General features: G+C 52.7%; 24 protein-coding genes and 1 riboswitch. Of the genes, 7 read left to right on the top strand and 17 right to left on the bottom strand.

Annotation, left to right across the window (positions count from 1 at the left end; translation table 11 throughout):
* Positions 1-19: 19 nt before the first annotated feature.
* The 14 genes from ilvA to AB6B37_RS09820 all read right to left on the bottom strand — a co-directional run bounded on the left by ilvA (position 20) and on the right by AB6B37_RS09820 (position 15,061).
* Positions 20-1,552, bottom strand: a complete 1,533-nt coding sequence (ilvA, locus tag AB6B37_RS09755; RefSeq protein WP_371395583.1) for a threonine ammonia-lyase, biosynthetic — start codon at positions 1,550-1,552, stop codon at positions 20-22.
* Positions 1,539-2,594: a 3-isopropylmalate dehydrogenase gene (gene leuB / locus AB6B37_RS09760; protein WP_371395584.1), complete on the bottom strand. Its 1,056-nt coding sequence runs from the start codon at positions 2,592-2,594 to the stop codon at positions 1,539-1,541. Before leuB ends, ilvA begins: the two co-directional genes overlap by 14 nt.
* On the bottom strand, positions 2,595-3,173 hold the full coding sequence (leuD, locus tag AB6B37_RS09765; protein ID WP_371395585.1) for a 3-isopropylmalate dehydratase small subunit: 579 nt from the start codon (positions 3,171-3,173) through the stop codon (positions 2,595-2,597).
* Positions 3,170-4,588: a 3-isopropylmalate dehydratase large subunit gene (gene leuC / locus AB6B37_RS09770; RefSeq protein ID WP_371395586.1), complete on the bottom strand. Its 1,419-nt coding sequence runs from the start codon at positions 4,586-4,588 to the stop codon at positions 3,170-3,172. The genes leuD and leuC overlap by 4 nt, the downstream gene beginning before the upstream one ends.
* Positions 4,581-4,997: a hypothetical protein gene (locus AB6B37_RS09775; RefSeq protein ID WP_371395587.1), complete on the bottom strand. Its 417-nt coding sequence runs from the start codon at positions 4,995-4,997 to the stop codon at positions 4,581-4,583. The genes leuC and AB6B37_RS09775 overlap by 8 nt, the downstream gene beginning before the upstream one ends.
* Positions 4,997-6,556, bottom strand: a complete 1,560-nt coding sequence (locus AB6B37_RS09780; protein WP_371395588.1) for a 2-isopropylmalate synthase — start codon at positions 6,554-6,556, stop codon at positions 4,997-4,999. Before AB6B37_RS09780 ends, AB6B37_RS09775 begins: the two co-directional genes overlap by 1 nt.
* A 206-nt stretch (positions 6,557-6,762) precedes the next feature.
* Positions 6,763-7,065 (bottom strand): ACT domain-containing protein, encoded by a 303-nt coding sequence (locus AB6B37_RS09785; RefSeq protein WP_371395589.1) that lies wholly within the window; start codon positions 7,063-7,065, stop codon positions 6,763-6,765.
* 286 nt (positions 7,066-7,351) lie between these two features.
* Complete coding sequence (ilvG, locus tag AB6B37_RS09790; RefSeq protein ID WP_371395590.1) at positions 7,352-9,088, bottom strand: acetolactate synthase 2 catalytic subunit; 1,737 nt, start codon at positions 9,086-9,088, stop codon at positions 7,352-7,354.
* 171 nt (positions 9,089-9,259) lie between these two features.
* A complete protein-coding gene (gene ilvC, locus AB6B37_RS09795; RefSeq protein ID WP_371395591.1) occupies positions 9,260-10,303 on the bottom strand; it encodes a ketol-acid reductoisomerase in 1,044 nt (347 codons plus the stop codon).
* 23 nt (positions 10,304-10,326) lie between these two features.
* A complete protein-coding gene (locus tag AB6B37_RS09800) occupies positions 10,327-11,994 on the bottom strand; it encodes a dihydroxy-acid dehydratase (RefSeq protein ID WP_371395592.1) in 1,668 nt (555 codons plus the stop codon).
* Positions 11,995-12,419: 425 nt separating this feature from the next.
* Positions 12,420-13,577: a cystathionine gamma-synthase gene (metB, locus tag AB6B37_RS09805; RefSeq protein WP_371395593.1), complete on the bottom strand. Its 1,158-nt coding sequence runs from the start codon at positions 13,575-13,577 to the stop codon at positions 12,420-12,422.
* Positions 13,578-13,850, bottom strand: a complete 273-nt coding sequence (locus AB6B37_RS09810) for a type II toxin-antitoxin system RelE/ParE family toxin (RefSeq protein ID WP_371395594.1) — start codon at positions 13,848-13,850, stop codon at positions 13,578-13,580.
* A complete protein-coding gene (locus AB6B37_RS09815; protein ID WP_371395595.1) occupies positions 13,847-14,071 on the bottom strand; it encodes a hypothetical protein in 225 nt (74 codons plus the stop codon). The genes AB6B37_RS09810 and AB6B37_RS09815 overlap by 4 nt, the downstream gene beginning before the upstream one ends.
* Positions 14,072-14,092: 21 nt before the next feature.
* Positions 14,093-15,061 (bottom strand): homoserine O-succinyltransferase, encoded by a 969-nt coding sequence (locus tag AB6B37_RS09820; protein ID WP_371395596.1) that lies wholly within the window; start codon positions 15,059-15,061, stop codon positions 14,093-14,095.
* 49 nt (positions 15,062-15,110) lie between these two features.
* Positions 15,111-15,212: riboswitch (SAM riboswitch) on the bottom strand.
* Between the two features lie 76 nt (positions 15,213-15,288).
* On the opposite strand from AB6B37_RS09820, the gene AB6B37_RS09825 reads away from it, so the two are divergent.
* On the top strand, positions 15,289-15,840 hold the full coding sequence (locus AB6B37_RS09825) for a cysteine hydrolase family protein (RefSeq protein ID WP_371395597.1): 552 nt from the start codon (positions 15,289-15,291) through the stop codon (positions 15,838-15,840).
* Here the strand turns inward: AB6B37_RS09825 and AB6B37_RS09830 are convergent.
* Both AB6B37_RS09830 and AB6B37_RS09835 read right to left on the bottom strand, forming a co-directional pair.
* Complete coding sequence (locus tag AB6B37_RS09830; protein ID WP_371395598.1) at positions 15,837-16,895, bottom strand: hypothetical protein; 1,059 nt, start codon at positions 16,893-16,895, stop codon at positions 15,837-15,839. The genes AB6B37_RS09825 and AB6B37_RS09830 overlap by 4 nt on opposite strands.
* 99 nt (positions 16,896-16,994) lie before the next feature.
* Positions 16,995-17,369 (bottom strand): DUF983 domain-containing protein, encoded by a 375-nt coding sequence (locus AB6B37_RS09835; protein WP_371395599.1) that lies wholly within the window; start codon positions 17,367-17,369, stop codon positions 16,995-16,997.
* Positions 17,370-17,524: 155 nt separating this feature from the next.
* Between AB6B37_RS09835 and AB6B37_RS09840 the strand changes: the two genes are divergently transcribed.
* The 3 genes from AB6B37_RS09840 to msrA all read left to right on the top strand — a co-directional run bounded on the left by AB6B37_RS09840 (position 17,525) and on the right by msrA (position 21,426).
* The gene (locus AB6B37_RS09840; protein ID WP_371395600.1) at positions 17,525-19,192 is read left to right on the top strand and encodes a homoserine dehydrogenase; all 1,668 of its coding nucleotides are present in this window, start codon (positions 17,525-17,527) and stop codon (positions 19,190-19,192) included.
* 74 nt (positions 19,193-19,266) lie between these two features.
* The gene (locus AB6B37_RS09845; RefSeq protein ID WP_371395601.1) at positions 19,267-20,697 is read left to right on the top strand and encodes a deoxyribodipyrimidine photo-lyase; all 1,431 of its coding nucleotides are present in this window, start codon (positions 19,267-19,269) and stop codon (positions 20,695-20,697) included.
* Positions 20,698-20,784: 87 nt separating this feature from the next.
* Positions 20,785-21,426: a peptide-methionine (S)-S-oxide reductase MsrA gene (gene msrA / locus AB6B37_RS09850; protein ID WP_371395602.1), complete on the top strand. Its 642-nt coding sequence runs from the start codon at positions 20,785-20,787 to the stop codon at positions 21,424-21,426.
* A 29-nt stretch (positions 21,427-21,455) separates the two neighbouring features.
* On the opposite strand, the gene AB6B37_RS09855 is transcribed toward msrA, so the two are convergent.
* On the bottom strand, positions 21,456-22,955 hold the full coding sequence (locus AB6B37_RS09855) for an ArnT family glycosyltransferase (protein WP_371395603.1): 1,500 nt from the start codon (positions 22,953-22,955) through the stop codon (positions 21,456-21,458).
* A gap of 125 nt (positions 22,956-23,080) precedes the next feature.
* Here AB6B37_RS09855 and AB6B37_RS09860 point away from each other — a divergent pair, with 125 nt between their 5' ends.
* The 3 genes from AB6B37_RS09860 to AB6B37_RS09870 are packed head-to-tail and all read left to right on the top strand — an operon-like array spanning position 23,081 to position 26,076.
* A complete protein-coding gene (locus AB6B37_RS09860) occupies positions 23,081-24,871 on the top strand; it encodes a long-chain-acyl-CoA synthetase (protein WP_371395604.1) in 1,791 nt (596 codons plus the stop codon).
* Entirely contained in the window at positions 24,872-25,429 is a 558-nt protein-coding gene (locus tag AB6B37_RS09865; RefSeq protein ID WP_371395605.1) for a DUF924 family protein, read from the top strand.
* On the top strand, positions 25,426-26,076 hold the full coding sequence (locus AB6B37_RS09870; protein WP_371395606.1) for a DJ-1/PfpI family protein: 651 nt from the start codon (positions 25,426-25,428) through the stop codon (positions 26,074-26,076). The genes AB6B37_RS09865 and AB6B37_RS09870 overlap by 4 nt, the downstream gene beginning before the upstream one ends.
* Position 26,077: the final 1 nt, after the last annotated feature.

Consider the following 26,077-nt stretch of genomic DNA (forward strand, 5'->3'; position numbering starts at 1 on the left):
GCAAGACTACGCGTTTACCCTATTCCGCGAGCTTTAGGAAATCGCGGTAGGCGGGATTATCCGTCTCAACCGCCATCGGATAGCCCGTCTTCGCTAGGCTGGCCTCCAACGCGTCAATGCGGCCCTCGGGCACTTGGAACCCGCATAATACATGACCAGCAGAGCTTCCGTGATTACGGTAATGAAACAGCGAAATATTCCATCGCGCATCCAGATTGACCAAAAAGTCACGAAGCGCGCCCGGGCGCTCAGGAAATTCAAAACGGTAAAGCATTTCAGGAATATCAGAACTGGCCCGCCCCCCAACCATATGGCGCAAATGCCGCTTTGACAGGCGGTCCTTGGACAAATCCGTTACTGTGATTCCCGCCGCGTCCATATCTGCAATGATGGCGGCGTGTTCATCGACTGATTTTGTCTTGACCCCAACCAGCACATGAGCCGTCGGCGTGGGTGCAAAACGGTAGTTAAACTCTGTGACCGCCCGCGCGCCTAACGCTTGGCAGAAGTTTAAAAACGCGCCGGGTTTTTCGGGGATGCTGGCGGCAAATAACATTTCTTCGCCCGCACCTAGTTCTGCGCGCTCCACGATATGTCCGATGCGGTCAAAGTTCACATTCGCCCCTGACAAGGTTACAACCAAATCACCGTCGGGCGCAGTCCCTGCCCTCACGTCTTTAATCAGCCCCGCCAAAGCGAGCGCCCCTGCGGGTTCAACGACGGTACGGGTCGCCTCAAAGATATCTTTCACAGCCGCGCAAATGGCGTCATTTGTCACGAGGATATTGCGGTCAACAACACGCATGGCGATATCGAGCGTATTCACGCCAATCGTTTTCACCGCGACACCATCCGCAAAACTATCAACAGTCTCTAATGAGACGACTTTGCCCGCGTCCATCGCAGTTTTTAGCGTGGCTGCGCCCTCGGGTTCAACTGCGATGATGTGTGTCTTTGGCGCAAGGGATTTCACCCATGTGCCCACACCTGCGACCAGACCGCCGCCACCCGTACAGACGTAAATTGCAGCAGGCTGCCGCGGCATCTGCTCTAGAATTTCTTTACCGACTGTGCCTTGGCCCGCAATGACGTCGATCTCGTCAAAGGGGTGCACAAACACAGCCCCCGTGTCTTTTGCATAATCGAGCGCCGCCGCGCAGGCTTCGTCATAGCTATCGCCAATCAGCCTGGGTTCGGCCCCGCGCGCGGCCACCGCTTCGACTTTAATCGGCGGCGTTGTGATGGGCATGAAAATGACGGCTTTGGTATCATAATGTGCTGCTGCTGCCGCCATGCCTTGGGCGTGATTGCCTGCACTGGCGGCGCAAACACCGCGCGCCCGTTCTGCATCGGAAAGCCCCGCAATACGGTTGGCCGCACCGCGTATTTTGAAACTAAATACGTCTTGCAGGTCTTCGCGTTTAAGCCAGATGTTGCGGCCCAAAGCCTTAGACAACTTTGGCGCAAATTCGCAGGGCGTGCGCTTGGCCAGCGCATAGACATCGGCCGCTTCTATGCGGGCTTTCAGGTCATTAAGATTAATGCGCGACATGGCTCGCGATCCAGTCGCCGACCTCTGATGTGGAAAGGCTCCCGCCCAGATCACCCGTGGTGTGTCCCCCGTCAAGCGCGGCCTCAACAGCCGCCTCAATCGCGGCGGCCTCCGTGTCCATGCCCATAGACAAGCGCAACATCCAAGCGGCCGATAATATCATCGCGAGCGGATTGGCTTTGCCTTGGCCCGCGATATCGGGCGCGCTGCCGTGGATGGGTTCATACATGCCAAGCGTGCCGTAAGAGATAGACGCGGACGGAATAACGCCCATAGAACCGCAGAGCACAGAAGCCTCATCGGTCAGGATATCGCCAAACATATTCTCTGTCAGGATAACGTCAAAATCCTGCGCACGGGTCAGCATATGCATCGTCATGGCATCAACGAGAAGATGCTCAAGCTCGACCTCTGGATAACGCGCGGCGACTTTAATGACCGTTTCGCGCCATAGTCGCGATGTTTCCAACACATTGGATTTATCGACACTTGTGACTTTTTTGCGCCGCGTCATGGCCAGATCAAAGGCTTTGATAGCGATGCGTTCCACTTCCGCCTCGCTATAGCGGCATTCATCATAGGCCCCCAAATTATCACGGCCTTTATCGCCAAAATATATCCCGCCGGTCAGCTCTCGCATGACTACAAAATCCACGCCCTCCAGCCGTTCACGCTTTAACGGGGCGTGGTCAATCAGCGCCGCATAGGGCTTACACGGGCGGATATTGGCATAGAGGTTCAGGTTTTTACGCAGCGGTAGCAGCGAGCCAAGCTCTGGTCTGTCTGCGCCTTTTAAATGATCCCATTTCGGGCCACCGACCGCGCCGAGCAATATCGCGCCCGTGGCTTTACAATGGGCGTAGGTCGCATCTGGCAAGGGTTTTAGCCCCGCATCAATTGCCGCGCCGCCAATCAAATGCTCTTCAAAATCAAGGCCGTGCCCGAATTTATTGGCCACAGCGTTAAGCACCGCAATTGCCGCTTGCCCGACCTCTGGCCCGATGCCGTCACCGGGCAAATATGTGAATGTTATGGTGGTCATTTATTGTCCCGCTTCATAGGCTGCTATCGCGTCGTCTTGCGCGGAGAGATAGCCCATTTCGTCAACGCCTTCCATTAGGCAATGACGGGAAAACTGGTCAATTTCAAACTTATAGGTTCCGCCGTTTTTGGGCAGGCGCACGTCGCAAGCCTCTAGGTCGACCGTGACCTCTTCGCCCGGATGGTCGAGCAACCATTGATGCGCCATGGGATCAATCACGATAGGTAGCAGCCCGTTTTTCAGTGAATTGCCTTTGAAAATATCAGCGATTTCAGAGCTTATCACCACGCGAAAGCCGTAATCGGTGAGCGACCACGGCGCATGTTCGCGTGAACTGCCGCAACCAAAATTATGCCCCCCGATTAGGATTTGGCATTGCTTTGCCGCATCAGAGTTTAAGATATGATCCGTTTCTGACCCGTCATCATTATAGCGCCAATCATTAAACGCATGTTTGCCCAGACCGTCGCGCGATGTCACCGTCAGAAAGCGCGCGGGAATAATTTGGTCTGTGTCGATATTGGCCGCGGGTAAAACGAGCGTCTTGGAGGTGACAGTTTTTAAGGGCGTGAAGCTCATGCGGCGGCTCCTTCCAAAGGTTTTAGGCTGCGGGGGTCGGTAATCACACCCGTGACGGCCGCTGTCGCCGCCGTTGCTGGGCTGGCCAGAACGGTGCGCGCGCCCGGCCCTTGGCGACCTGCGAAATTACGGTTGGATGTCGACACGACAAGCTCGCCAGGCGCAGCCTTGTCGCCGTTCATCGCTATACACATGGAACATCCGGGCTCGCGCCACTCGGCCCCTGCCGCCGTAAAGACGTCATGCAGCCCTTCGGCTTCGGCGTCTTTTTTGATCTGTTCAGAGCCCGGCACGACGATCGCGATCAGGCCGTCAACGACCTTGCGGCCTTTCATAACGCTGGCGGCGGCGCGCAGGTCATCCATGCGCGAATTGGTGCAAGACCCGATAAAGACGCGGTCAACCTTGTGACCAGCAATCTTGGTGCCCGCTTTGACCTGCATATAATCCAGCGCTTTGTCATCGGCTTCGTCGGCGGACTGCGGGATAAGCGCGTCAATCGGCATAGCGTGACCAGGGTGCGTCCCGTAAGTGACCATAGGACGGATGTCTTCGGCGCGCAGTGTCACGACTTTGTCAAACTCGGCCCCCGCATCTGTGGCGAGAGACGCCCAATCTTTGCACGCCGCATCAAAATCCCCATTGTCATCACTGGGCACGAATTTCCGCCCGCGTAGATACTCAAATGTGGTCTTATCAGGCGCAATCATGCCGCAACGCGCACCTGCCTCGATGGACATATTGCAAACCGTCATGCGTTCATCCATCGACATGGCCTCGAACACATCGCCGCGATATTCCAGCGCGTAGCCCGTGCCGCCGCCCACACCGATTTCGGCAATAATCGCGAGGATAACATCTTTGGCGGTGACCCCCTCACCCAATGCGCCGTTGACTTCAATCGCCATGGTTTTGGGTTTGCGCATCAAGATGCATTGCGTCGCAAGAACGTGCCCGACTTGGGTCGTGCCAATCCCAAAGGCAATCGCGCCAAAGGCCCCGTGGGTGCTGGTATGGCTATCGCCGCAAACAATAGTCATGCCGGGTTGCGTCGCGCCAAGCTCTGGCCCCATGACGTGGACAATCCCGCGGTGACCGCTATCCCAGCCATGCGTTTCAATGCCGTGCTCGGCTGTGTTGTCCAGCAACATCGCGACTTGCTTGCTGGCTTGTTCAGTCACAAAAGGACGACTGCCGTCTTCATTAATCAACGTCGGGGTCGAATGGTCAATCGTGGCCAGCGTGCGGTCAGGACGGCGCACCTTTAGCCCCCGTTCGCGCAATACCGTAAAGGCCTGCGGCGATGTCACTTCGTGAATAAGGTGCAGGTCAATATAAAGCGTCGCAGGATTAGCGGACGCTTCAGACGTCACAATATGACGCTCCCAGACTTTGTCGAATAAGGTTTTAGGCATGAGACGCCCCTTTCATTCCTTTTAGAATGACGATTATTGATATCAGAACATAAGCAAATTGGAATGAGTAAAAACTGAAAATAGCTCTATGAAACCCTGAAAATTTGTGTTGTTGAAAAATTTTAAAAAACCCAATTAAGGAAAAAATCAAAGACAAACATCCCATAGCCCTCAAGGCACTGGCGCCAAATTTCGACAGTTTAAAGTCGAAATCAAACAACAAAACAATTGAAAGACATAAAGCCAGAAAAATTTTATTCAGCGAGAAGGCATAGTACATAGGACGGGAAAGTGGTCCATCAAGCAAAGATTGCGATTGCCAATATAAAGCCATGCCAAAATCAATAACTGTGACAGCCACGATCGTAATTGCCGTAAAGATTCTAAGATATTTGAATCCTAATTCCATCAATGCTGCGCCGAGATGGATTTTTCGCGCACGGCGCGGCGTTCGATGCGGTTGATCACGTCAAGATAGGCTTTCGCCCCCGCGAGCACTGTGTCGGTGCTGGCCCCGCGCCCTTGGTAGGTTTCAAACTCTGTTGAGACGCGGACCGACGCTTCGGCCATGGCGTCTTTGCCCTCTGACACAGATTGCACAGCGAAGCTTTCCAAATGCAATGGATGCCCCGTGATTTGCGATATGGCGAGGAATACGGCGTTCACGGGCCCTGCGGCTTCTGATACGGCCTGTTTATCAGACCCGTTTTCATGGGTTAGCGTGACGGTCGCTTGCGGCGCGCGGTTATCATCTGAGCCCGCGCTCACGTAAAGTGATTTTAGCGCCCACGGCCCCTGTGTGCCAATCGCTTCGCCCAAAATAAGCGCTTCAATATCGGCGTCAAAGACTTCCTTCTTGGAATCGGCCAAGTCTTTAAACTGCACAAATAGGCTTTTGAGTTGATTGTCGCCGAGCGTAAAACCAAGCTTTGACGCGCGGTCTTTTAGCGCTGCACGGCCCGAATGTTTGCCGAGCACGAGGTTATCCGTGGACACGCCGACATGTTCGGGTTTCATAATTTCATAAGTTTCACGATTGGCCAGCACACCATGTTGGTGAATGCCTGATTCATGGGCGAATGCGTTTTTGCCAACAATCGCTTTGTTACGCGGCACAGCGTTGCCCGTCAGCGTCGCGAGTAATTTGCTCGCCCCGTAAAAGCCTTGGGTTTTAATGCGCGTATCAAGGTCATAAAAATCCGTACGTGTGCGCAGCGCCATGACAACTTCTTCTGTCGCGCAATTCCCCGCGCGTTCACCAATACCGTTAAGCGCGCATTCCACTTGCCGCGCCCCGCCCCGCACTGCCGCGAGAGAGTTAGCCACGGCCAGACCCAAATCATCATGACAATGGGCGGAAAATGTCACGCCGTCCGCGCCCTCAACTTGGGTGGTCAGAAAGACGAATAAGTCTTGGATTTCCTCCGGCGTTGTATAGCCCACCGTGTCAGGGATATTAATGGTGCTCGCCCCTGCTTTAATGGCGGCTTCGACAATGCGTTTTAAGTAATCGCGTTCGGTGCGAATGGCGTCTTCTGCGGAAAATTCCACATCATCCGTATATTGACGGCACAGCTCGACGCCGGCCACCGCGCGGCGGACAATTTCGTCCTTGCTCATTTTCAGCTTAAACTCGCGGTGCAGCGGGCTGGTCGCGATAAAGGTATGGATGCGGCCCCCACGCCCTTTTTGGGTGGCGGGTTTAATCGCCTCGCCAGAGGCGCGAATATCGCCTTCGTTACAGCGCGCGAGTGAACAGACAACACTGTCTTTGATCTCTGTCGCGATGGTGTGAATGGCCTCAAAATCACCGGGCGACGCGGCGGCAAAGCCCGCCTCCATAATATCCACACCCAGCCCCTCTAGCGCTTTCGCGACTTGGAGCTTTTGCCCACCTGTCATAGAAAAGCCCGGCGCTTGCTCGCCGTCGCGTAAGGTGGTGTCAAATATTTTTACGTAGTCAGTCATTGGATAATCTCATAATTGGAAGTCAGGCTTCCAATTGATGGAAGCTAAAGTGGGGTGCAGGTTTTGAAAAAGCCTAGCAGTCGAAACTTTGTTTCCCCCGCCCTGTAGATAATTGGTTTCATTTTAATTCCATTTAGATTGCAATCCGAAACGGTACCGTTTCGGCATTTCGCTGCATTTGACCCACCGGGTCAAATAAGGGCGCTTCAAGCATGCTCAGCGCGTTTTCGCCGTCCCACGCGCTCTGCGCTCACAACATTATACAGTCGCTCTAGCTGTAAACACAGCGTGTCCAAATCATTCGGCCCGCCTGTATCTTCAACATGGACAAGCAAGTCAAAATCCCCGTCCACGCGCTGCGTACAATGCACATCACGGTAGTCATAACCGCGCCGCTCTATCGTGCCGAGCGCGCGCAGCAGCGTCCCAGACACATCATGCAGAACAATCTTCAACTTGCCCTGCACACCCGAAGGCTCAAAAGTCTTATCGCGTTGTAATTCAGTCATTTTCTTTCCCTGTCACTCGCTTACGCTCGTTCCGCGCCTCTTGTTGTTTTTATTCTTTAGATTTGAGACTACACTCGAAACATGGCCACCCAAAATACACAACAACGCAGGCGCTAAGATATAAAACGAATTTGTCATGGAACTGGCTATGTTCCATAAGTTTCTCAGTGGGCTATTTGATTGCATAGTGTTCAGCGCATTGGTTCGCAAATCAAAGTAAGTCCATCCAAAAAATTGAATGATTAAAACAATAGCAACAATGTAAAATGCTGTTCGCAACCACATCCTACCGCTCCATCATGTCGGCGTTACTGCGCCCGGGAGGAACCAAGGGCCAAACATTCTCATTCGGGTCGATTTTGACGTGCATGAGGACGGGACCGTCGGTGGATAACAAGCGGTCAATGCCTGCGTCGACTTCATCGGCTGTGTTGACCGTAAAGGCATCAATCTGGAACGATTTGGCGACCAAGGCGAAATCGGGATTATCGTCCAAATTCGTCTCGGAATAATTCTTATCAAAGAACACTTCTTGCCATTGACGCACCATACCGAGCACAGAGTTATCCAGCAGCACAATTTTCAGCGGAATATCATAGCGGTGCAGCGTGGCGAGTTCTTGGATGTTCATCATGATAGAGCCGTCCCCCGACACGGTAATTACTGTGCGGTCTGGCGCGCCGAGCTTAGCCCCTAGCCCCGCTGGCAGGCCAAAGCCCATCGTGCCAAGGCCGCCACTCGTGATGTGATCTTTGGGTTCATCAAAATAACAATGCTGCGCCACCCACATTTGGTGCTGCCCGACATCACAGGTGAAAATCGCGCTTTCTGGTGCGCGGCGGGAGAGATCATGGAGCAGCTTTGGCGCATAAACCGTTGGCGCCGCATTGGCCGCCCCGCCCGCATAGTCCCATTCATGTTCCGTGCGGCGGGCATAGCACATATCCGTCCACGCTTTGATGTCAGGTGCCGCTCCGCCGTTAAACGGATCAAGCGCGGCAAGGTTCTTTTTGAGGGACCCGTCCAAGCCGACATTCACGCGGCGCAATTTGTTAATTTCCGCAATATCAATATCCATATGGATGACTTTGGCTTCGGGCGCGAAAGTATCGAGCTTGCCCGTGGCGCGGTCATCAAAACGCGCGCCGCAAACGATCAGCAAATCACATTCTTGCACCGCGTAATTAGCCGCTTTCAGCCCGTGCATCCCCAGCATACCAAGGTAATTGGGATGATCAGACGGCAGAGAGCCGAGACCCTTTAGCGTGCTGACAACAGGGATTTGCGTGCGCTCGACAAGCTCTCGTAATTCATCCACACCGTCGCCTTGGGCGATACCGCCGCCGATATAAAATAGCGGTTTTTTCGCTTCACGCATCAGCTTTTCAGCCGCTGCAATCTCTCGGCTTTCGCCCATTTCGGGCTTTACCTTGGGGTATGGCCGCCAGCGGTGACGTTCCGTCGTGACCGCATTGGCGACGTCTTTGGGAAGGTCAATCAGCACGGGTCCCGGACGCCCTTCTGCGGCGATAAAATAGGCCTCGGCAATCATGCCCGGCAAATCAGCAGGGTCACGTGCGATATAGCTGTGCTTTACAATCGGCAGGGTGATACCGATGATATCCACCTCTTGGAACGCATCGGTGCCCATTAAATTAGACGGCACTTGGCCCGTGACAAAGACCACAGGAACAGAGTCGAGATAGGCGTCAGCAATAGCCGTCACAAGGTTTGTCGCCCCCGGACCAGAGGTGGCGAAGGCTGTGCCGACCTTGCCCGTTGCGCGCGCGTAACCAATCGCCGCCATACCACAGCCCTGTTCATGGCGACACAGGATGTGGCGCAAACTGGGATAACGCGGTAGCTCGTCATAGACAGGCATAATCGCGCCGCCCGGATAGCCGAAAATCATATCCACGCCCTGCGCTTCCAGACTTTGCAGCAGGAGTTGTGAGCCAGATTTCGGCTCGCGATTTTCCATCACTTCGGTCTGCTGCTTTGTAAACTGCGTTGCTGTGGTCATTTTGTCATTCCCGGTCGCTCGCTTACGCTCACTCCTCGCCTCTTGTTTATGTTTCCCTGTCGCTTTGCAAATTTAAGACTTAAATTTGCATCGCTCCGCGCCTCTTGTTTATGTGTCCCTGTCGCTTTGCAAATTTAAGACTTAAATTTGCATCGCTCCGCGCCTCTTGTTTTAGTTCTTATCTTTATCGATAATTTTATTGGCGGCAATCCACGGCATCATCTCGCGAAGTTGTCCACCAACCTGCTCAATCTGGTGTGCTTCCATATTGCGCCGACGGGCCGTCATGGACGGATAACCGAGTGCGCCTTCTTGGATGAACGATTTCGCGTAATCACCATTTTGGATATTCTTCAAACATGTCCGCATGGCTTCGCGAGAGCTGTCATTGACCACCGCTTCGCCGGTGACATATTCGCCGTATTCCGCATTGTTAGAAATGGAGTAATTCATATTGGCAATGCCGCCTTCATAGATCAAATCCACGATCAATTTTGTTTCGTGCAGACATTCAAAATAGGCTAGCTCTGGCGGATAACCTGCTTCGGTCAATGTCTCAAAACCCATCTTAATCAGCTCGACAACGCCGCCGCAGAGGACCGCCTGTTCCCCAAACAAATCAGTTTCAGTTTCGTCTTTAAACGTGGTGTGGATAATCGCCGTGCGACCGCCACCAATGGCAGAGGCATAGGATTTCGCAAGCTCCAGCGCGTGGCCCCCATTGGCGTCTTGCGCAATGGCAATCAGATCAGGAATACCGCGACCATTTGTAAATTCATTACGCACGGTGTGACCCGGGGCTTTGGGCGCAATCATAATCACGTCCAAATCACGGCGCGGGGCAATCTGGCCGTAATGGATGGCAAAACCGTGACCAAAGGCCATGGCTGCGCCTTCTTTGATATTGGGTTCAATATCTTCGCGGTAAATCTTGGCTTGATACTCATCCGGCGTCAGCACCATGACAACATCCGCGCCTTTGACGGCATCGGCTGTGGCTTTGGACTCAAGCCCGTCTGCTTTGACCTTTTTATTGGTTGCGCTATCTGGGCGAAGGCCGACAACAACGTCAACGCCGCTGTCCTTTAGGTTCAGCGCATGAGCGCGCCCTTGGGAGCCATAGCCAAGAACGGCGACTTTCTTTTTCTTAATGATCGAGAGATCGCAGTCTTTATCGTAATAAATACTTAATGCTGATGAGGTGGGTTTTGACATGGTGTGGTCCTTATTATGTCTGTCTAAGTATCAAATGGAAAAGAGGTAACCGCGCCTTTGGACGCAGAGCCAACGAGTTTAGCAAATTTGGCATAAGCGCCTGATGGGTATCTGGGTTTGGGCGGTGTCCAGTCTTTGGCCCGCGCGGTTAGGTCAGCATCAACATTAATTGTGCGCGCCTCGACATCAATCGTGACCTTATCGCCATCGCGGACATGAGCGATAGGGCCGCCGTGGGCGGCTTCTGGGGCAACGTGTCCAATAACAAAGCCGTATGACGCGCCCGAAAAACGACCGTCGGTAATCAGCGCGACATGGTCTGCCAAATCTTGACCGACCAGCGCCGCCGTAACACCCAGCATTTCGCGCATGCCCGGCCCGCCAGCGGGGCCTTCATTGCGAATAATGATGACGTCGCCTTTTTTAACGCCGTTATTTTGCACAACCTCGAAACAGGCCTCTTCACTCTCGAATACGCGCGCTGTGCCTTCAAAAAACAGGGCACCGTGACCCGCCAGTTTCACGACACAGCCTTCGGGGGCCATATCGCCGTATAAAATACCGTAACCACCGCGTGATTTCACAGGATCCGCGAACTGCCGCACGACGTCTTGGCCGTCTGTTTCTTGGCAATCGAGGATTTCTTCAAACATTGACCGACCCGTGACTGTGGGACTGTCGTCAATACGGCCATCATCAATCAGGCGCTTACCGATGAGCGCAGAGCCGCCAGCCTCATAGAGGTTAAAGGCCATATATTTCCCACCGGGTTTCAAGTCCCCAATGACGGGCGTGTTGCGGGAGATTTCGTCAAAATGGTCGATGTTAAAGCTGTCGATGCCCGCTTCAGTGGCAATGGCCAAAAGGTGCAAAATCGCATTGGTCGAGGCCGCCGTGGCAGACAGCGCAATCGCGGCATTCATCAACGATTTATGCGTAATCATTTCGCGCGGGAGGCGGTTTTCTTTCACACAGGCCACGACCGTCTGACCTGCTTTAAAGGCCGCGTCGTTTTTATCGCCGTGAACTGCTGGAATGTCGTTGAGTCCCATAGGCGACAGACCAAGAAACGTCATCGCCATGGCCATGGAATTGGCTGTAAACTGCCCGCCGCAAGCCCCTGCCCCGGGGCAAGCTGCTTTTTCAATATCTTTTAGCTCAGCCTCGTCAATGATACCCGCTGCGCAGGCGCCCACAGCTTCAAACACATCTTGAACAGACAAATCTGTGCCTTTGTGATTGCCCGGCATAATAGAGCCGCCGTAGACCACAACACCTGGCACATTCATGCGGGCCAGCGCCATGCCTGCTGCTGGGATCGTTTTGTCACAGCCCACAAGGATAATCACACCGTCCAGCGAATGGCCTTTCACGGCAAGCTCAATACTATCGCAAATGACCTCGCGGGACATCAGGCTCGCGCGCATGCCTTCGCTCCCCATTGTGATACCGTCAGAAACCGCGATAGAGTTAAAGTCCACAGGCGTACCGCCAGCAGCGCGAATACCCGCGCGGACCGGCACGGCGAGCTTATCGAGATCCATATTACACGGCCCCATATTGGTCCATGTATTGAACACGGCGATAATCGGGCCGTCAAAATTATCATCATCCATGCCCGATGCGCGCAACATGGCGCGGGCGGCGGCGCGGCTGGGGCCTTTGACGATGGCGTCACTGCGTTTACTCATCACTCTGCTCTCTCTTCATCCCCAGCCTTAGCGGCCTTTGTGTTCCTTGCCACGACCGTGGCCTTTTTCGCCTATTATCGCCCCGCTGGCGCGATAATTTGTGCTTCGCAAAACCGTCTACAAAGCAATAAAAAACCCGCTCGTTTCGGAGCGGGTGTGCCTAGGATGTTTATGCTCCTAATACCCGCTTGCCGCCTGACCTAGAAGTAGGACAGAGACTGACAACACAATAATCACAAGCACAGGCAGAAGCGGCAATGTGTGCGCGCGGGCAGCCACTTTCACTTTCGGTGCGTCATGTTTATTAAACGGGTGCATAAAACTTCCTTTAAATCTTGATTAAGTTAAAACACAAGGCCGCACAAGGGAAAATTATGCTGTGAAAAATCAAATTGCACCGCATAACAAGAATATTATACCCTCAATTAGCCAATTTGCGCAAAACCGTCCTCTAACGCCTTAATCAAATCGGCGCTATCCTCAATACCCACGGAAATTCGTAATAAATCATCCGTGATGCCCGCCTCTCGCCTTGCCTCTTCGGCCATACCGCGGTGGGTCATGGTGGAAGGTTGGCAAATCAAACTCTCGACACCACCAAGGCTGGCCGCGAGACCAAAAATATCAATATTTTCAGCCAGATCAGTGGCGGCTTTCGCGCCGGCCTTAAGCTCAAAGGATAACATCGCCCCCGGCCCCGATTGTTGACGCTTCATCAGCTTATGCCCTGGGTCTGATTTCAGGCCCGGATAGTAAACCTTAGAGACGGCCCTTTGCTTGTGCAGCCATTTCGCAATGGCCAATGCATTTGCCTCTGCCTTATCCATACGCAGCGCTAGTGTCCGCAGCCCGCGTAGGGTCTGATGACTATCAAAGGCCGCCCCCGTGACCCCAATACAATTAGCCCACCACGCGAGTTGGTCGGCCATATCCGCCGTTTTCGCAATCACGGCGCCGCCGATAATATCGCTGTGACCGTTCAGATATTTCGTCGTGCTATGGATGACGACATCCGCACCCAGCGTGAGCGGTTGCTGGCGCACAGGCGATAGGAAGGTGTTATCTACCATGGTTATCGCGCCGACCGCTTTGGCTGCTTTGCAAATGGCCGCAATGTCTACAAGACGCATCAGCGGATTAGACGGCGTTTCAATCAAAATCAGCGCAGGTTTTTTACCCAAAGCCTGCCCCAACGCGTCTGCATTGCCTTGGTCAACAAATTCAACCCGCATACGGCCTTGCTGCGCGCGGTGGGTCAAAAGCCTGTGCGTGCCACCGTAACAATCATGCGGCGCAATGATGAGGTCATCGGCTTTGAGCAGGTTAAAAACCAGATCAATCGCGCTCATGCCAGAGCTTGTAATAACGGCCCCTGCCCCGCCCTCGAGTGTCGCCAGCGCGCGCGCCAAACCATCGCGATTGGGGTTATTCGTGCGGCCATAATCATACGGCCCCTTCTGCGCCACGCTGGGCCAAAGATAGGTCGAGGAGAGATAGAGCGGCGGCGGTACAGAACCAAAAGCAGGATCCGCGCCAATTTCAGCCTGCACCGTTTGTGTCGAGATATGTTTTTTATCGGTCATCTATTTTCTATTCTGAAATCGGTAAATACCTATGACCCTTACGGTATCATCTGCATATTCGTATGTGATTATAAATCTATATTTTGTCGTTACGATACGGCGTCGTGAAAGCTTCACAACAACGCCACTTTCAGGAAATTCTTTTAAGACATTTAAACAAGACGTGATGTCGTCGTAAACAGCCTGAAATGTCATATCAGAAATATCGCGATAAAAAATTTTTATGTCAGCCAAATCAGCAGCTGCCGATTTTGCATATGTAATACGCGTCATCGCGGCATTGGCCGCCCAACAATCGCTTCAATATCTTCATGCGGTACAATTGTATTATTCGGATCGTTAAAGCGGCGGTCGTCCTCTGCTTCCTGCTCTGCGGTCAATTGCACATTTGGGTCGCGATTACGCATAAGACTATCGATAACGATATCCACTTGCGCGCGGTCTTCAGCGGATAGCCCTTCTGCAAACTCAACAAATTTTTGTAACTTAGTCATAACGCTATCCTATCACAATTCCTAACCATCCAAAAGCCCTTCACAAAAGCTTGCCAAGCGTGGCGCCATAGCGTCCCATTCCTTTAGAAACGCGTCGTGGCCATAAAGGCTAGTAAAAGTGTAAAGCTCGCTGGGCCCGTCCAGGCGGTCGCGCAATTCTTGCATCTCCGACAGCGGCGCAAGTTGGTCTGATATTGCCGTCATCAGCAGGGTCGGTGTTGTAATGTCTTCGGGTTCTACGCGGTGCAAATCAATGCTTTCTGATAAGGCGAGAAAACGCGGGGCGTCCATTGTTTTGGCAAAGGCATCGCCGCGCGAGCCAAGGTAATCGCAAATATCAAAGCTGGCCCCCTTTTCATCAGAGCCGCAGCCATTTTCCTTGAGCGTAAAACGGTCTTTAAATTCCTCTGGCGTGCGGTATGTCGTCATGGCCAGTTCGCGCGCAAGCTTTAGTCCCGCTTCCGGCGTGTCCGCATCAATGCCCAAACGCACAACACGGCGCTGTATCCCCCGCCACGCCACGCCAATCGGATAGGGTCTGTGGGCGGCACTTATCACGCAAAGCTGCCCCAGCGCGTCAGGGTAGCTGCGCGCGAATTGTAGCCCGACCATGCCGCCATAAGACGAGCCGATAACGGCGGCGACTTTGGTCTCGCCGAGGCTATCGATCAGGGCTTTTAGGCGCGCAGCTTGGTCGGATGTGGTGATGCATCCTGGGCGATTATCACTGTCGCTATCAGGGGCAAAATCATAGCCCAGCACTTGAAATTTACTAATATCAATCGGCCCGCCGTGATGCACAAGATTTGACCACCAGCCGCGATTATTTCGTCCCCCGTCGGCGACGAACCGAGTTGCAGAAATTCCCCCTAAAACAATGATAATGGGGGCACCCTCTGGCCCGTATAGACGTCCTGTCACGCGGTCATCCCGCAGCACATCACCGCGTTCCAGCTGAAAATCGCCCAAATCTACATGCAAATCGCGCATGATCTCTCCAATATCTGGTGTTTGCATCGGAAGAAGCGGCGAAAGCCGAGCGTCATCTTCCGGTGATTACACCGCAGGATTTGGCACCGTCCGCAATGGCGGGGTTGCCCCGGGGTCAGCAGGCCTGTCCCTCACCCGGTCTTGATGATGAGGTGGATATGGCGTAACGCGAGCGGCGCGTCAATATTATTTGAACGGGCAAGATATCAAAATTAAAGAAAGCCGCGATGACCACCCCCGCCTTATTATTAATCGATTGGCAATGCGCCTTTGACGACCACGCCTATTGGGGCGGTAATCGTAATAATCCAGACGCTGAGGAAAAAGCGGCCTTGCTTCTGTGTCATTGGCGAGCGCAAGGCTGGCCCGTGTTTCACATTCGCCATGACAGCGCGGAGCCCAACAGCATATTAAGAAAAGACCGTCCCGGCGGCGCGGCCATTGCCGCCCTTGATGCCAAAGATAATGAGGCCGTCATCTATAAACAGGTCAATAGCGGCTTTATCGGGACAGATTTACAAGCACGTCTTGAGGCCATCGCTGTCACAGAGCTTGTTATTTGCGGGCTTACGACCAATCACTGTGTATCGACCACCGCGCGTATGGCTGGTAATCTTGGGTTTGACGTCCGCCTTGTCGGGGATGCTTGCGCAACATTTGATAGGGCCAGCAGCGACGGCACGCTTTATCCCGCGCAGCTTGTTCATGACATCAGCCTTGCCAATATTGACCGCGAGTTTTGCAGCGTTGTAACCGCCGAGGGTGTGCTTAAGGCTTAAACCAGGGCGTCAATATCAAAAGTCATAAAGTCTGCGTCATGGCCGACAGCCGTCTCTTGTCCAATGTCAGACTTGGATATACCGCTTTCAAGATCAGCGGACACATCATCCCCAGCGAAATCAAACAAATCAGTTGAGAGCGATGTTTGGGTCATGTCTGAGACATCGGCTTTCTCATAGACGTCGCGGTTGCGCTGATCTGCGCCTTCGGGGCTATACCATTCCCCGCGCCCATTAAACCACAGCCCGTCAATATCCCTTAGCGTATCCGTGCCCCAGACAGAATGGGTGATGCGGTAAGACCCATTGGTCAGTTCAACAATGGTATAGTCCTCAACATTGACGTCGTAATTGACCTGATCATAGGCGTCATCACGGCCATTATAACGGTCATTACCGGTGCCGCCGTAAAAGTTTGTGCCGGCCGAAACTGCATTCATAACGTCATTGCCCGGCGTGCCGTTCAGTACATTATCATCATCGATGCGAAAACGCGGTAAATCAGCCGTCAGCGAAAGCGCATCCTCAACGGAATACCATGCCTGTTCACGGATGAACCACAGGCCATCAATATCAATCAGCGTGTCCACGCCCCATGTTGGGTGGGACATCGTCACAGAGCCGTCCGCATTTTGGGTGAAGGTGTATTCACGCATGGCGCCGTCATACTCGCCTTGATTATAGGCCCCGCCGTTACCGTTTAAAATGTCATCGCCCATGCCAGCGTAGAAAAGATTGTCTTGATTATTACCCGTCAGGATATTGTCGCTATCATTGCCTGTAATCACGCCGTTATCATCGATAAAACCGTCGTCGCCTGATGTAATCGCGATCGCGTCATCGATAGAATACCACGCCGCTTCGCCAGAGAACCAAAACCCGTTTATATCCCAGAGCGTGTCAGTCCCCCAAACGGGATGGGTAACAGTAACCGACCCGTCAGCATTGCGCGTAAAGATGTAGTCTTGCAATCGTCCCGCGTAATCCACTTGGTCATAATCACGCTGCGTGCCGCGAAAAACATCATTGCCATTCCGGTTATTAAAAACAGCCATACCCACACTCCAGCCAGAGTTTATTGATTATAGCCAGCATTAGGACGCAATCGCATTGGCTGTAGTTAATGCATTATTAATGCCAACGGCATGTCTGGCTTATGATGTGGGGGCTTGCGTCACCCAGATAAGGCCAATGAAAAGACCTTTCATACGCGGCAACAACCAAAGCGACATAACCGTTGCCAGCCCGCATAATATCAGAGCTGGCGCCCAAGACGGCAGGCTCGCCTTGAATATGATGTAGTAGAAAAACGGCGCAAGCAGATGTCCGACAACCAACATTGTCGCCCACGCAGGCCCGTCGTCTGCACGCACATCACCCCAATTTTCACCGCAAGCCGAACAATGGTCGACCTGTTTTAGATAAGCCCGAAACAACGGCGCATCCCCGCACTTTGGGCACCGCATTTTGAGGCCCAGCTTCATCGCAGGCCATTTTTTACGTAAAGTTGGATTGGATGTATCGGTCATATTGAGCAGATAGGCCCAATAGCTTTGAAAAGAAACCCCACCCTATTGTCGCAGTGACCAAAGATTGTCCCCATACGGCAAATTTATCCCCGTTGACAGTGTGTCTGCCCAAGCCTAGGCAAAACATCCTAATTTTACCCCCAAAGGAGCGGAATATGCCCGTCCCGGTTATCGTTTTAAATTTTGGCCATAGCGTCCTACGTACGCTTGATGATTACACTAATGCGGCCAGTGAAATTTACCGTCATTACCGCAAGGGACAGAACGTCGTGGCCGTGACCAGCGCGCAACATGACCAAACCGATATTTTAATGGCCGAAGCCCGAAAAGTCGGCCCTGAAGGAACAGCCCGCAATCTAGCCGAGCTTGTGCATCTTGGCGAGCGCCGCTCTGCCGCGCTGCTTGCTCTGGCATTAGAACGTATCGGCGCACCCGCCTTTGTCCGCCAAGCGCGTGACTTAGGCCTAAAAGCCGAAGGCAGCACCACAGAGGCAAGCCTTGTCGGGCTTAATAAAGCACAGCTAGAGGAAGATTTAAAAAATCATGATATTGTTGTGATGCCGGGCTATGTCGGGATTGGCGATAATGACCGTCCTGTCTTATTATCAGACGGCGGCGCAGACCTATCCGCGATTTATGTCGCCCATCAATTAGGGGTCAAAGCCATACTGATTAAAGACGTTGACGGGGTCTATGAACATGACCCGAGAGAGGCTGGCCCTGCGCCCAAACGCTACCCTGCAATTAGCTGGGATGACGCGCAAAAACGCGCGCGGGTGTTGATTGCACCGAAAGCTCTGGATTATGCCAAAACACATAAATTAGAATTTGATGTCGGCGGTTTAGGTCAAGCGGATTATACGACCATTGGGGCCAAAACAGACGCCCCTATTGTGCCAAAGAAGCTGACATCAAAACGCGTTGTCATGATGGGGTGCGGTGTTGTTGGCGGCGGCATTTTGCGCCGCATAGAGACCATGCCAAATCGCTTCACCATGGAAAAAATCATGGTGCGTAATGTCCAGAAATATATAGAACAAGGGATAAACCCTGACCTTCTGACCGATGATTTTGATGATCTTTTGGCGGCAGAGCCCGACATCTTTATTGATGTGTCTGGCCCGATTGATCCCGGCCTTGATTTCACCCGCCGCATGCTCGCCCGTGGTGTGCATGTTGTGTCCGCAAACAAGCAAGCGATTGCTGCTGGTGGTCAAGATTTGATAAATTTCGCAAGTGATAACAGTGCCTTACTGACGTTTTCTAGCGCAGCAGGTGGCGGTATGCCCGTGCTTGAAATGTGTCTACGAGAGGCGGGGCGTATCACAAAGGTAGAGGCGCTTCTGAACGGAACAACGAATTATATGCTGGGTGAAATCAGCAGCGGGACGTCCTATGCGGACGCTCTAAAGGCTGCGCAAGACAAAGGCTTTGCCGAAGCCGACCCAAGCGCGGATGTGGACGGAGATGACGCGGCGGCGAAAATCCGTCTTGTTGCCCTTTTGGGGTTTGGACAGTTAATTAATTCAAACGATATTCCCAAACAATCCATCCGCGATTTCACACTGGACGGCACCCCCAAAGGGGCAATGAAACGCATCGCGACATGCTGGCTCGACAGTGGCGTATTTAAGACCAGCCTTGATGTGCGTGATGTGCCGCTGGATGATTTCATGGCCCAAGCCGACGGTGAAGAAGCCCATGCTGTTTTTACATTCACGGACGGTGACCAATACCGCATTCGCGGCAAAGGCGCAGGCCGTTGGCCGACCACAGAATCAGCCATGGCGGATATGTTTGATATTTCAAACGCGGATATGTAACGGATTGGCAAAATAATGCCAACCTTTCGAAGGTCTGTGCGTAGTAAGAGTTAATCCGTTACAAAGGACACCGCATGACCGATACCCCCACAGACCACCCTGTCATTGTCTGGTTTCGCCGTGACTTGCGCCTCTCTGATAATCCGGCGCTTTCTGAGGCCGTGAAAACTGGCAAACCGGTTATTGCGGTCTATGTGATGGAAACAGACGTCGCGCGGGAATTGGGCGGCGCGTCAAAATGGTGGCTGCATCATAGCTTAACGAAGCTTAGCCATGCGCTAGACGCTATCGGTAGTAAGCTAATTTTACGACGCGGCAAAGCGGGCGAAATTTTGGACGATATTATCAATCAAAGCGCCGCCGATATGGTTATGTGGAACCGCCGCTATGCGGGGGATGCGCGTGAGCGGGATGCCGCAATTAAATCAACGCTGAAAGACCGCGACCTGACCGTAAAATCCTACCGCGCGAACCTTTTGTCAGAGCCGTGGTCGGTGGAGACAAAGTCAGGCGGATATTATAAGGTTTTCACGCCTTATTGGCGCGCAGCCAAAGACTTTATCGATGTCTCGGACCCCATCCCTGCCCCGACGTCGGTTAATCACTACGGCGGCGGGATAAAGACAGATACGCTTGACGATTGGACGCTACTGCCGACCAAACCAGATTGGGGCGAAAAACTCGCCCCGCATTGGTCAATCGGCCCCGAAGGTGCGCACAAGGCACTTGAAAGCTTTCTCGACGGCCCTGTCGAAAACTATGCGGATGACCGCAACCGCCCTGATTATGAGGATGGCACCAGCCGCCTGTCCCCGCATTTGGCCAATGGCGAAATTTCCCCGCGCGAGATTTGGCATGCTTGCAAAGACAACGAATATACCAGCCGTAAGTTTCTAACAGAGATTGGTTGGCGCGAATTTTCCTATGTGCTTTTGTTTCATCACCCCGATTTGGCTAGCGCGAATTACAAAGACGATTTCGATAAATTCCCGTGGGAGAGCAATCAAGACGCATTAAAAGCGTGGCAGCACGGAAAGACAGGCTATCCCTTTGTTGACGCTGGTATGCGCCAGCTTTGGCAAACAGGATGGCAACATAACCGCGTGCGAATGGTCACGGCCAGCTTCCTGATCAAGCATTTATTGATTGATTGGCGCGAAGGCGAAAAGTGGTTCCATGATACGCTGGTCGATGCCGACCCCGCGTCAAATGCCGCCAGCTGGCAATGGGTCGCGGGTAGCGGGGCGGATGCATCGCCCTATTTCCGTATCTTTAACCCCTTTACCCAAGGCGAAAAATTTGACCCCAATGGCGATTATGTCCGCAAATATGTGCCAGAAATTGCCAAGCTGCCGAAGAAATACATCCACCGCCCATGGGAAGCGCCGCAAAATGTGCTGGACTATGCAGGTGTAAAACTTGGCAAAACCTATCCAAAACCAATAGTAGAGCACAAGCCCGCCCGTGAACGCGCCCTTGCCGCCTATAAAGAAAGCCGCAGTTAGACGACCTGCTTTCTCGCGAAACCGTGACTGTCACGTGAAGGCGAAATCGCACATTAAGATGGAGACCACATTATGAAAGATATCATCATGAAAACATCATTTCTGATCGCTGCGGCTATGACCTTGGCCGCCTGTTCATCTGCCAATCCATCATCGGCCGAAACGAAAGAAGACGCAGCCCCGGTCACCCTATCAGGCCAGACCGATACCGCTATTTTAGCAGGAGGTTGTTTTTGGTGCGTCGAATCTGATTTTGAAAAACTGCCTGGCGTCATCGAAGTCGTCTCTGGATACACAGGCGGCACAACGGATAATCCGACCTATAAAAACCATACATCAACGGGTCATTACGAAGCGGGTAAAATCATCTTTGACCCAACCGTGATCAGCTATAATCAGCTGCTAGATTTTTACTGGACAAGCGTTGACCCCACCGATCCCAATGGCCAATTTTGTGACAAAGGCCCCAGCTACCGAACGGCGATATTTGCCCGTCCAGATCAGATAGACGCGGCTCGTGAAAACAAAGCAGGCATTGAAATAACGAAGCCATTTTCCGACCCGATTGTGACGCCTGTCTTAGTCGCTCAACCCTTTTATGACGCCGAAGATTATCATCAGGATTATTACAAAAAGAACCCCATTCGCTATAAATATTATCGCAATGGATGCCGCCGTGACGCAAGGCTAGAACAGCTTTGGGGTGACAAGGCGCACTCTAAACCGTAAGTGAATTAATTAATTCAAAACGCTTGTGGTTACCGCGTTGTCGTGGGAGTAAAACCATATCCCGCCCACAGCCTCAATGTCCGTCGTTTCCCCCCGCCAAGGTCAATATCCAGCGCGGGTAAAGGCTCTAACCTCTCGAAATCTTCGCGCATTTCATCAATATAATCCGTGTAATTGACAAATAAAATCGGGCCTGATTCCGCGTCAAAGGCGGGCGGTGCAGCCTTTAATTCCGCATGGTTTTCAGGGGCTTGGTAGAGTTTCCACATGTAAGTCGGCACAGTGTCGGGTAAGCCGTAATAAAGCAAATCGTAATAGATAATCCGCTTATCCACCATTACCGCTTGGTATGGCTGACCTTCATGACCGTCCCTGACGACAGCCTCTAAGTTCTCAACGGTTTGCCTCCATGCGCGCAGTCGCTTGACGCTATTGGCCAGCCCCAATTCATCGGTCAGTTTTGGCGATTGGATTACCCCCAAAGCTATGACACCGATAACGGCTTGTACCGCTAATCCAACGACGAGCCAGCGCTTAATCTTGGGCCAATAACGGAGCGTCACAAAAGCCAAAACAATGGCCCCGGCAACATAAGTCGTTACCGCCCAATTGGCATTGGCACGAGAGAGAAAAGCCTGCACGCAAATCACAAGCAGCGGCGTGATTGAAAAGACTGCTAGCAGCCTTACCAAAGGCCCTGCCCGCCCTACAAGTCCAACAACCAGAGCCCCTAATAATAGCGCAAAACTAATCGGACCAAAGACACCAAATTGGTCGCCGAAAAATGAAACCAATTCGCCGATACGAACACTTGGCCCGTCGCTCATATTCGCATTGGCCGCCGTATGGGACAACGTCGCGAAATCATGGTTTAGGTTCCACAGAATATTGGGCGTGATAAGCACTGCTGCGAGCACAAAAACCAAAATGCCTTTGGTCGATACCAGGGCTTGCCGCGTTGGCTTGTCCACAACAATGGCTACCACCAAAGCGGGCAGGAAAAATAACATGGCGTATTTCGCCAGCATCCCAAATCCAATCGCAAGACCCAGTTGCCCGGCACGCACCCACGTCGCCCCGTCCCGTAGATGCACCCAGCCATGCAACGCCAATGCGTAGAACAACAAAAGCGAGACATCGGTGCTGACGATTTGGGACGATAACCACTGCGCGGGCATGAGCGCATATATCAAAGCCGCCCAAAATCCAGTGCGCGCGTCAAACAGCTTTCGCGCCGTTGAAAACACAAGACCTGTCGTCAGCGCATGCAGCGGCGCAGAGCTGAGCCGTACCGCCCATTCCGCGTCACCAAAAATGGACGTTGTTGTCCATATCACCCAAGCGATTAGCGGGGGTTTAGTGAAATATCCCCAATCCAGGTCTTTTGACCATGCCCAATATTGCGCCTCGTCCCCATGCAAACCCAGCGGGTTAAACACCAGAGCCGTCAGGCGCACGACCAAAAGCCCAAGAATAAGCCAGAGCGTCCATTTAGCATAGGGCGCGGTATCAGTTTGAGCAGATGTCATGCCCCCTTTTGCCCCGCTCGCCCGCATATATCTAGTGAAAATACCGATAGCTTTCGGTTTGCCTTGACCCGCGTGGGCGAGGCTATAAAGTCAAGAAAAACAGTGAATTGGGTTAGGATTTAAGCATGTTTGAAACGCTAAAACGCGAAATTCAATATCTGGGTGGGGTCAAGCGTATGTTGGGCGCGATTAAGGACGTGGACCCAGCGTCCAACCGCCTTATCTGTGATGATCTGGAACGCCTCTCCGATCAATATAGCCAAAACATCGCGTTCTTAGAAGACGATAAAACCATGACCTATCAGGGCATGGAAGATTACGCCAATCGTGTCGCAAATTGGGCTTTATCTGAGGGCTGCAAACCCGGTGACACAGTCGCGGTGTTCCTACGCAATCGATTGGAATATGTTGCCGTCTGGTTCGGCCTGACAAAGGTTGGCGTTATTCCCGCGCTGCTTAATTTTCAACTGACCGGACAGGCGCTATCGCATTGTATCAATATCTCCGACTCTAAGCTTGTAATCATCGATACCGAAATGCTGGACGCGTTCGAGACCGCCAAAGATGATCTGACCAACGCGCCGAAAGTCTTCGTAGGATATGGCAATAGTGGCGATTACCATGATTTTGATTTGGCACTATCCAATATACCGCCCAATCGCCCAAGCCGCGATATTCGCGACGGCATCAAAGCGGGTGACCAATGCATGAAGATGTTCACCTCTGGCACCACGGGACTGCCAAAGGCCGCGAAGGTGACCCATGTCCGCGCGCAAAATTATATGCGCGGCTTTGCAGCGGGCGCAAAAACAGGCCAAAGCGACCGCATGTTAATGGTTCTGCCTATGTATCACGCCACAGGCGGGCTTTGCGGTGTTGGCGCGGCGATCAGCAACGGCGGCGGCGTCATTGTGCGGCCTAAATTCTCGGCCTCTAAATTTTGGGACGAGGCTGTGGAATATGAAGCCACGTTATTTATGTATGTCGGCGAATTATGCCGCTTCCTGCTATCCACCCCGCCGCACCCCAAGGAAACAGCGCATAAAATTCGCTGGGCGATGGGTAACGGTCTGCGACCAGAAGTTTGGCCCGGCTTTGTTGGACGGTTTAATATTCCCAATGTTATTGAATTTTACGGCGCGACCGAAGGCAACGTTAGCCTTGTGTCGGTTAATGGGCCTGTTGGGGCCGTGGGACGTGTTCCGACCTACCTGAAATCCAAATTTAACTGCGATATTATCCGTTATGACGTGGAAACGGGAACAAATGTGCGCGGCTCTGACGGCTTTTGCATACGCACGGATAATGACGAGGTCGGCGAACTTATCGGAGAAATCCAAGCAGATAACCCCCGCTTTCGCTTTGACGGCTATGAAAATAACAAAGAAGCCACCAATAGCAAAATCCTGCGCGATGTCTTTAAGAAAGGCGATGCGTGGTTCCGCACTGGCGACCTGATGAAGCGCGACGCACTGGGATACTATTATTTCATGGACCGCGTCGGTGATACCTACCGCTGGAAGGCGGAAAATGTGGCCACAGGCGAAGTCGCGGCGGTGCTGTCCGATTTCAAAGGCGTGACACAGGCCAATGTCTATGGTGTTCAAGTGCCGGGCTATGACGGGCGTGCAGGTATGGCCTCTATTGTCTCAGAAGCTGCACCAGATTTAAAAGCGTTAAAGGCCCATATCGACGCCTCACTGCCGTTATATGCGCGCCCTGTGTTCCTGCGCATGTCCAAAGAAACGGACACGACCAGTACCTTTAAATTTAAGAAAACAAATTTGGTAAAAGCAGGCTTTGATCCCGCTAATATATCGGAACCACTTTATTATGCCTGCGCGGCAACGGGGGCGTATAAACCCGTAACGAAAGAGGTCTTCAAAGGCATAACCAGCGGAACCATTAGACTGTAAATGGTAACAGTTGCGGACATCCTATCCTTTTGGTTTGAGGAGACACCGCGCGCCCGTTGGTTCAACGCAACAGATGCGTTTGATTCTGACATACGCGCACGGTTTGAAACCACGGCCTTAGCTTTGGCAAATGACGTAAGCAGCAAGGATGCCCACCCGTGGGAGGACAGCGCCGACGGCGCCCTTGCCGTCATCATCGCGCTGGATCAATTTCCGCGGAATATGTACCGCGGGACACGCGCGGCCTTTGCGTGGGATCCGCTATCTTTATCCGTTGCAAAGCGACTTTGTTCGGATAATCGGGATTTAAAAATTACCCAAGACCGCCGTGCCTTTGTCTATATGCCGTTTATGCATAGCGAGAATTTAGAGGACCAAAAACGCTGCGTTGAGTTGGTTGATAGCCGCCTTGATGATAGCAATACGTTGCACCACGCGCGCGAACATTGCCGCGTGATTGAGCGCTTTGGACGCTTCCCGCACCGCAACGCAATACTGGGTCGCGATAGCACGGGAGAGGAAATAGCCTTTCTAAAATCTGGGGGCTATGCGCCGTGACACATGATGTGAAAATTAATCCCTTTGACACCGTGCGTCGCATCGGGATTTTCATTTTTGATGACGTTGAAGAGCTTGATTTTGTTGGCCCGTTTGAAGTCTTCTCAATGGTCAATACAGTGCTGCAATATGTAGGTAAAGCTGACGCCGTGAAGGTGATTTTAATCAGCGAGACGGGCAAAGACATTACCGGTATCAAGGGCATGCGGACAGGGGCGCATGCCGCAATGACAGACATAGACGCGCTGGACATCATCTGTATTCCCGGCGGCCATGGCGCACGTGCGCAAATTAAAAATGATAATGTTATCAATTGGGTAGAGAGCATAGCTCAATCATGCGAATGGGTCACCTCAGTCTGTACGGGCTCGTTCTTTCTGGCCAAAGCAGGATTGACTAAGGGCAAACGCATCGCGACTTATTGGGGGGCCTTTGACGAATTTCACCGCCTTGGCCTAGAGGGTGATTTGCAAGCCGATGTGCGCTATGTTCGAGACGGCAATGTGGTGACATCAGCCGGTGTGTCAGCGGGTATCGACATGGCTCTATGGCTTGTGGGGCAAATATACACTCCGGCCTTTGCACGCCAAGTAGCGCGCGCTATGCAATATGACCCAGCACCGCCCTATCTGGCGGACGTAGAATAGA

It is taken from the genome of Fretibacter rubidus (genome assembly GCF_041429785.1).
In the GTDB taxonomy this organism is placed as follows: domain Bacteria; phylum Pseudomonadota; class Alphaproteobacteria; order Caulobacterales; family Maricaulaceae; genus Fretibacter; species Fretibacter rubidus.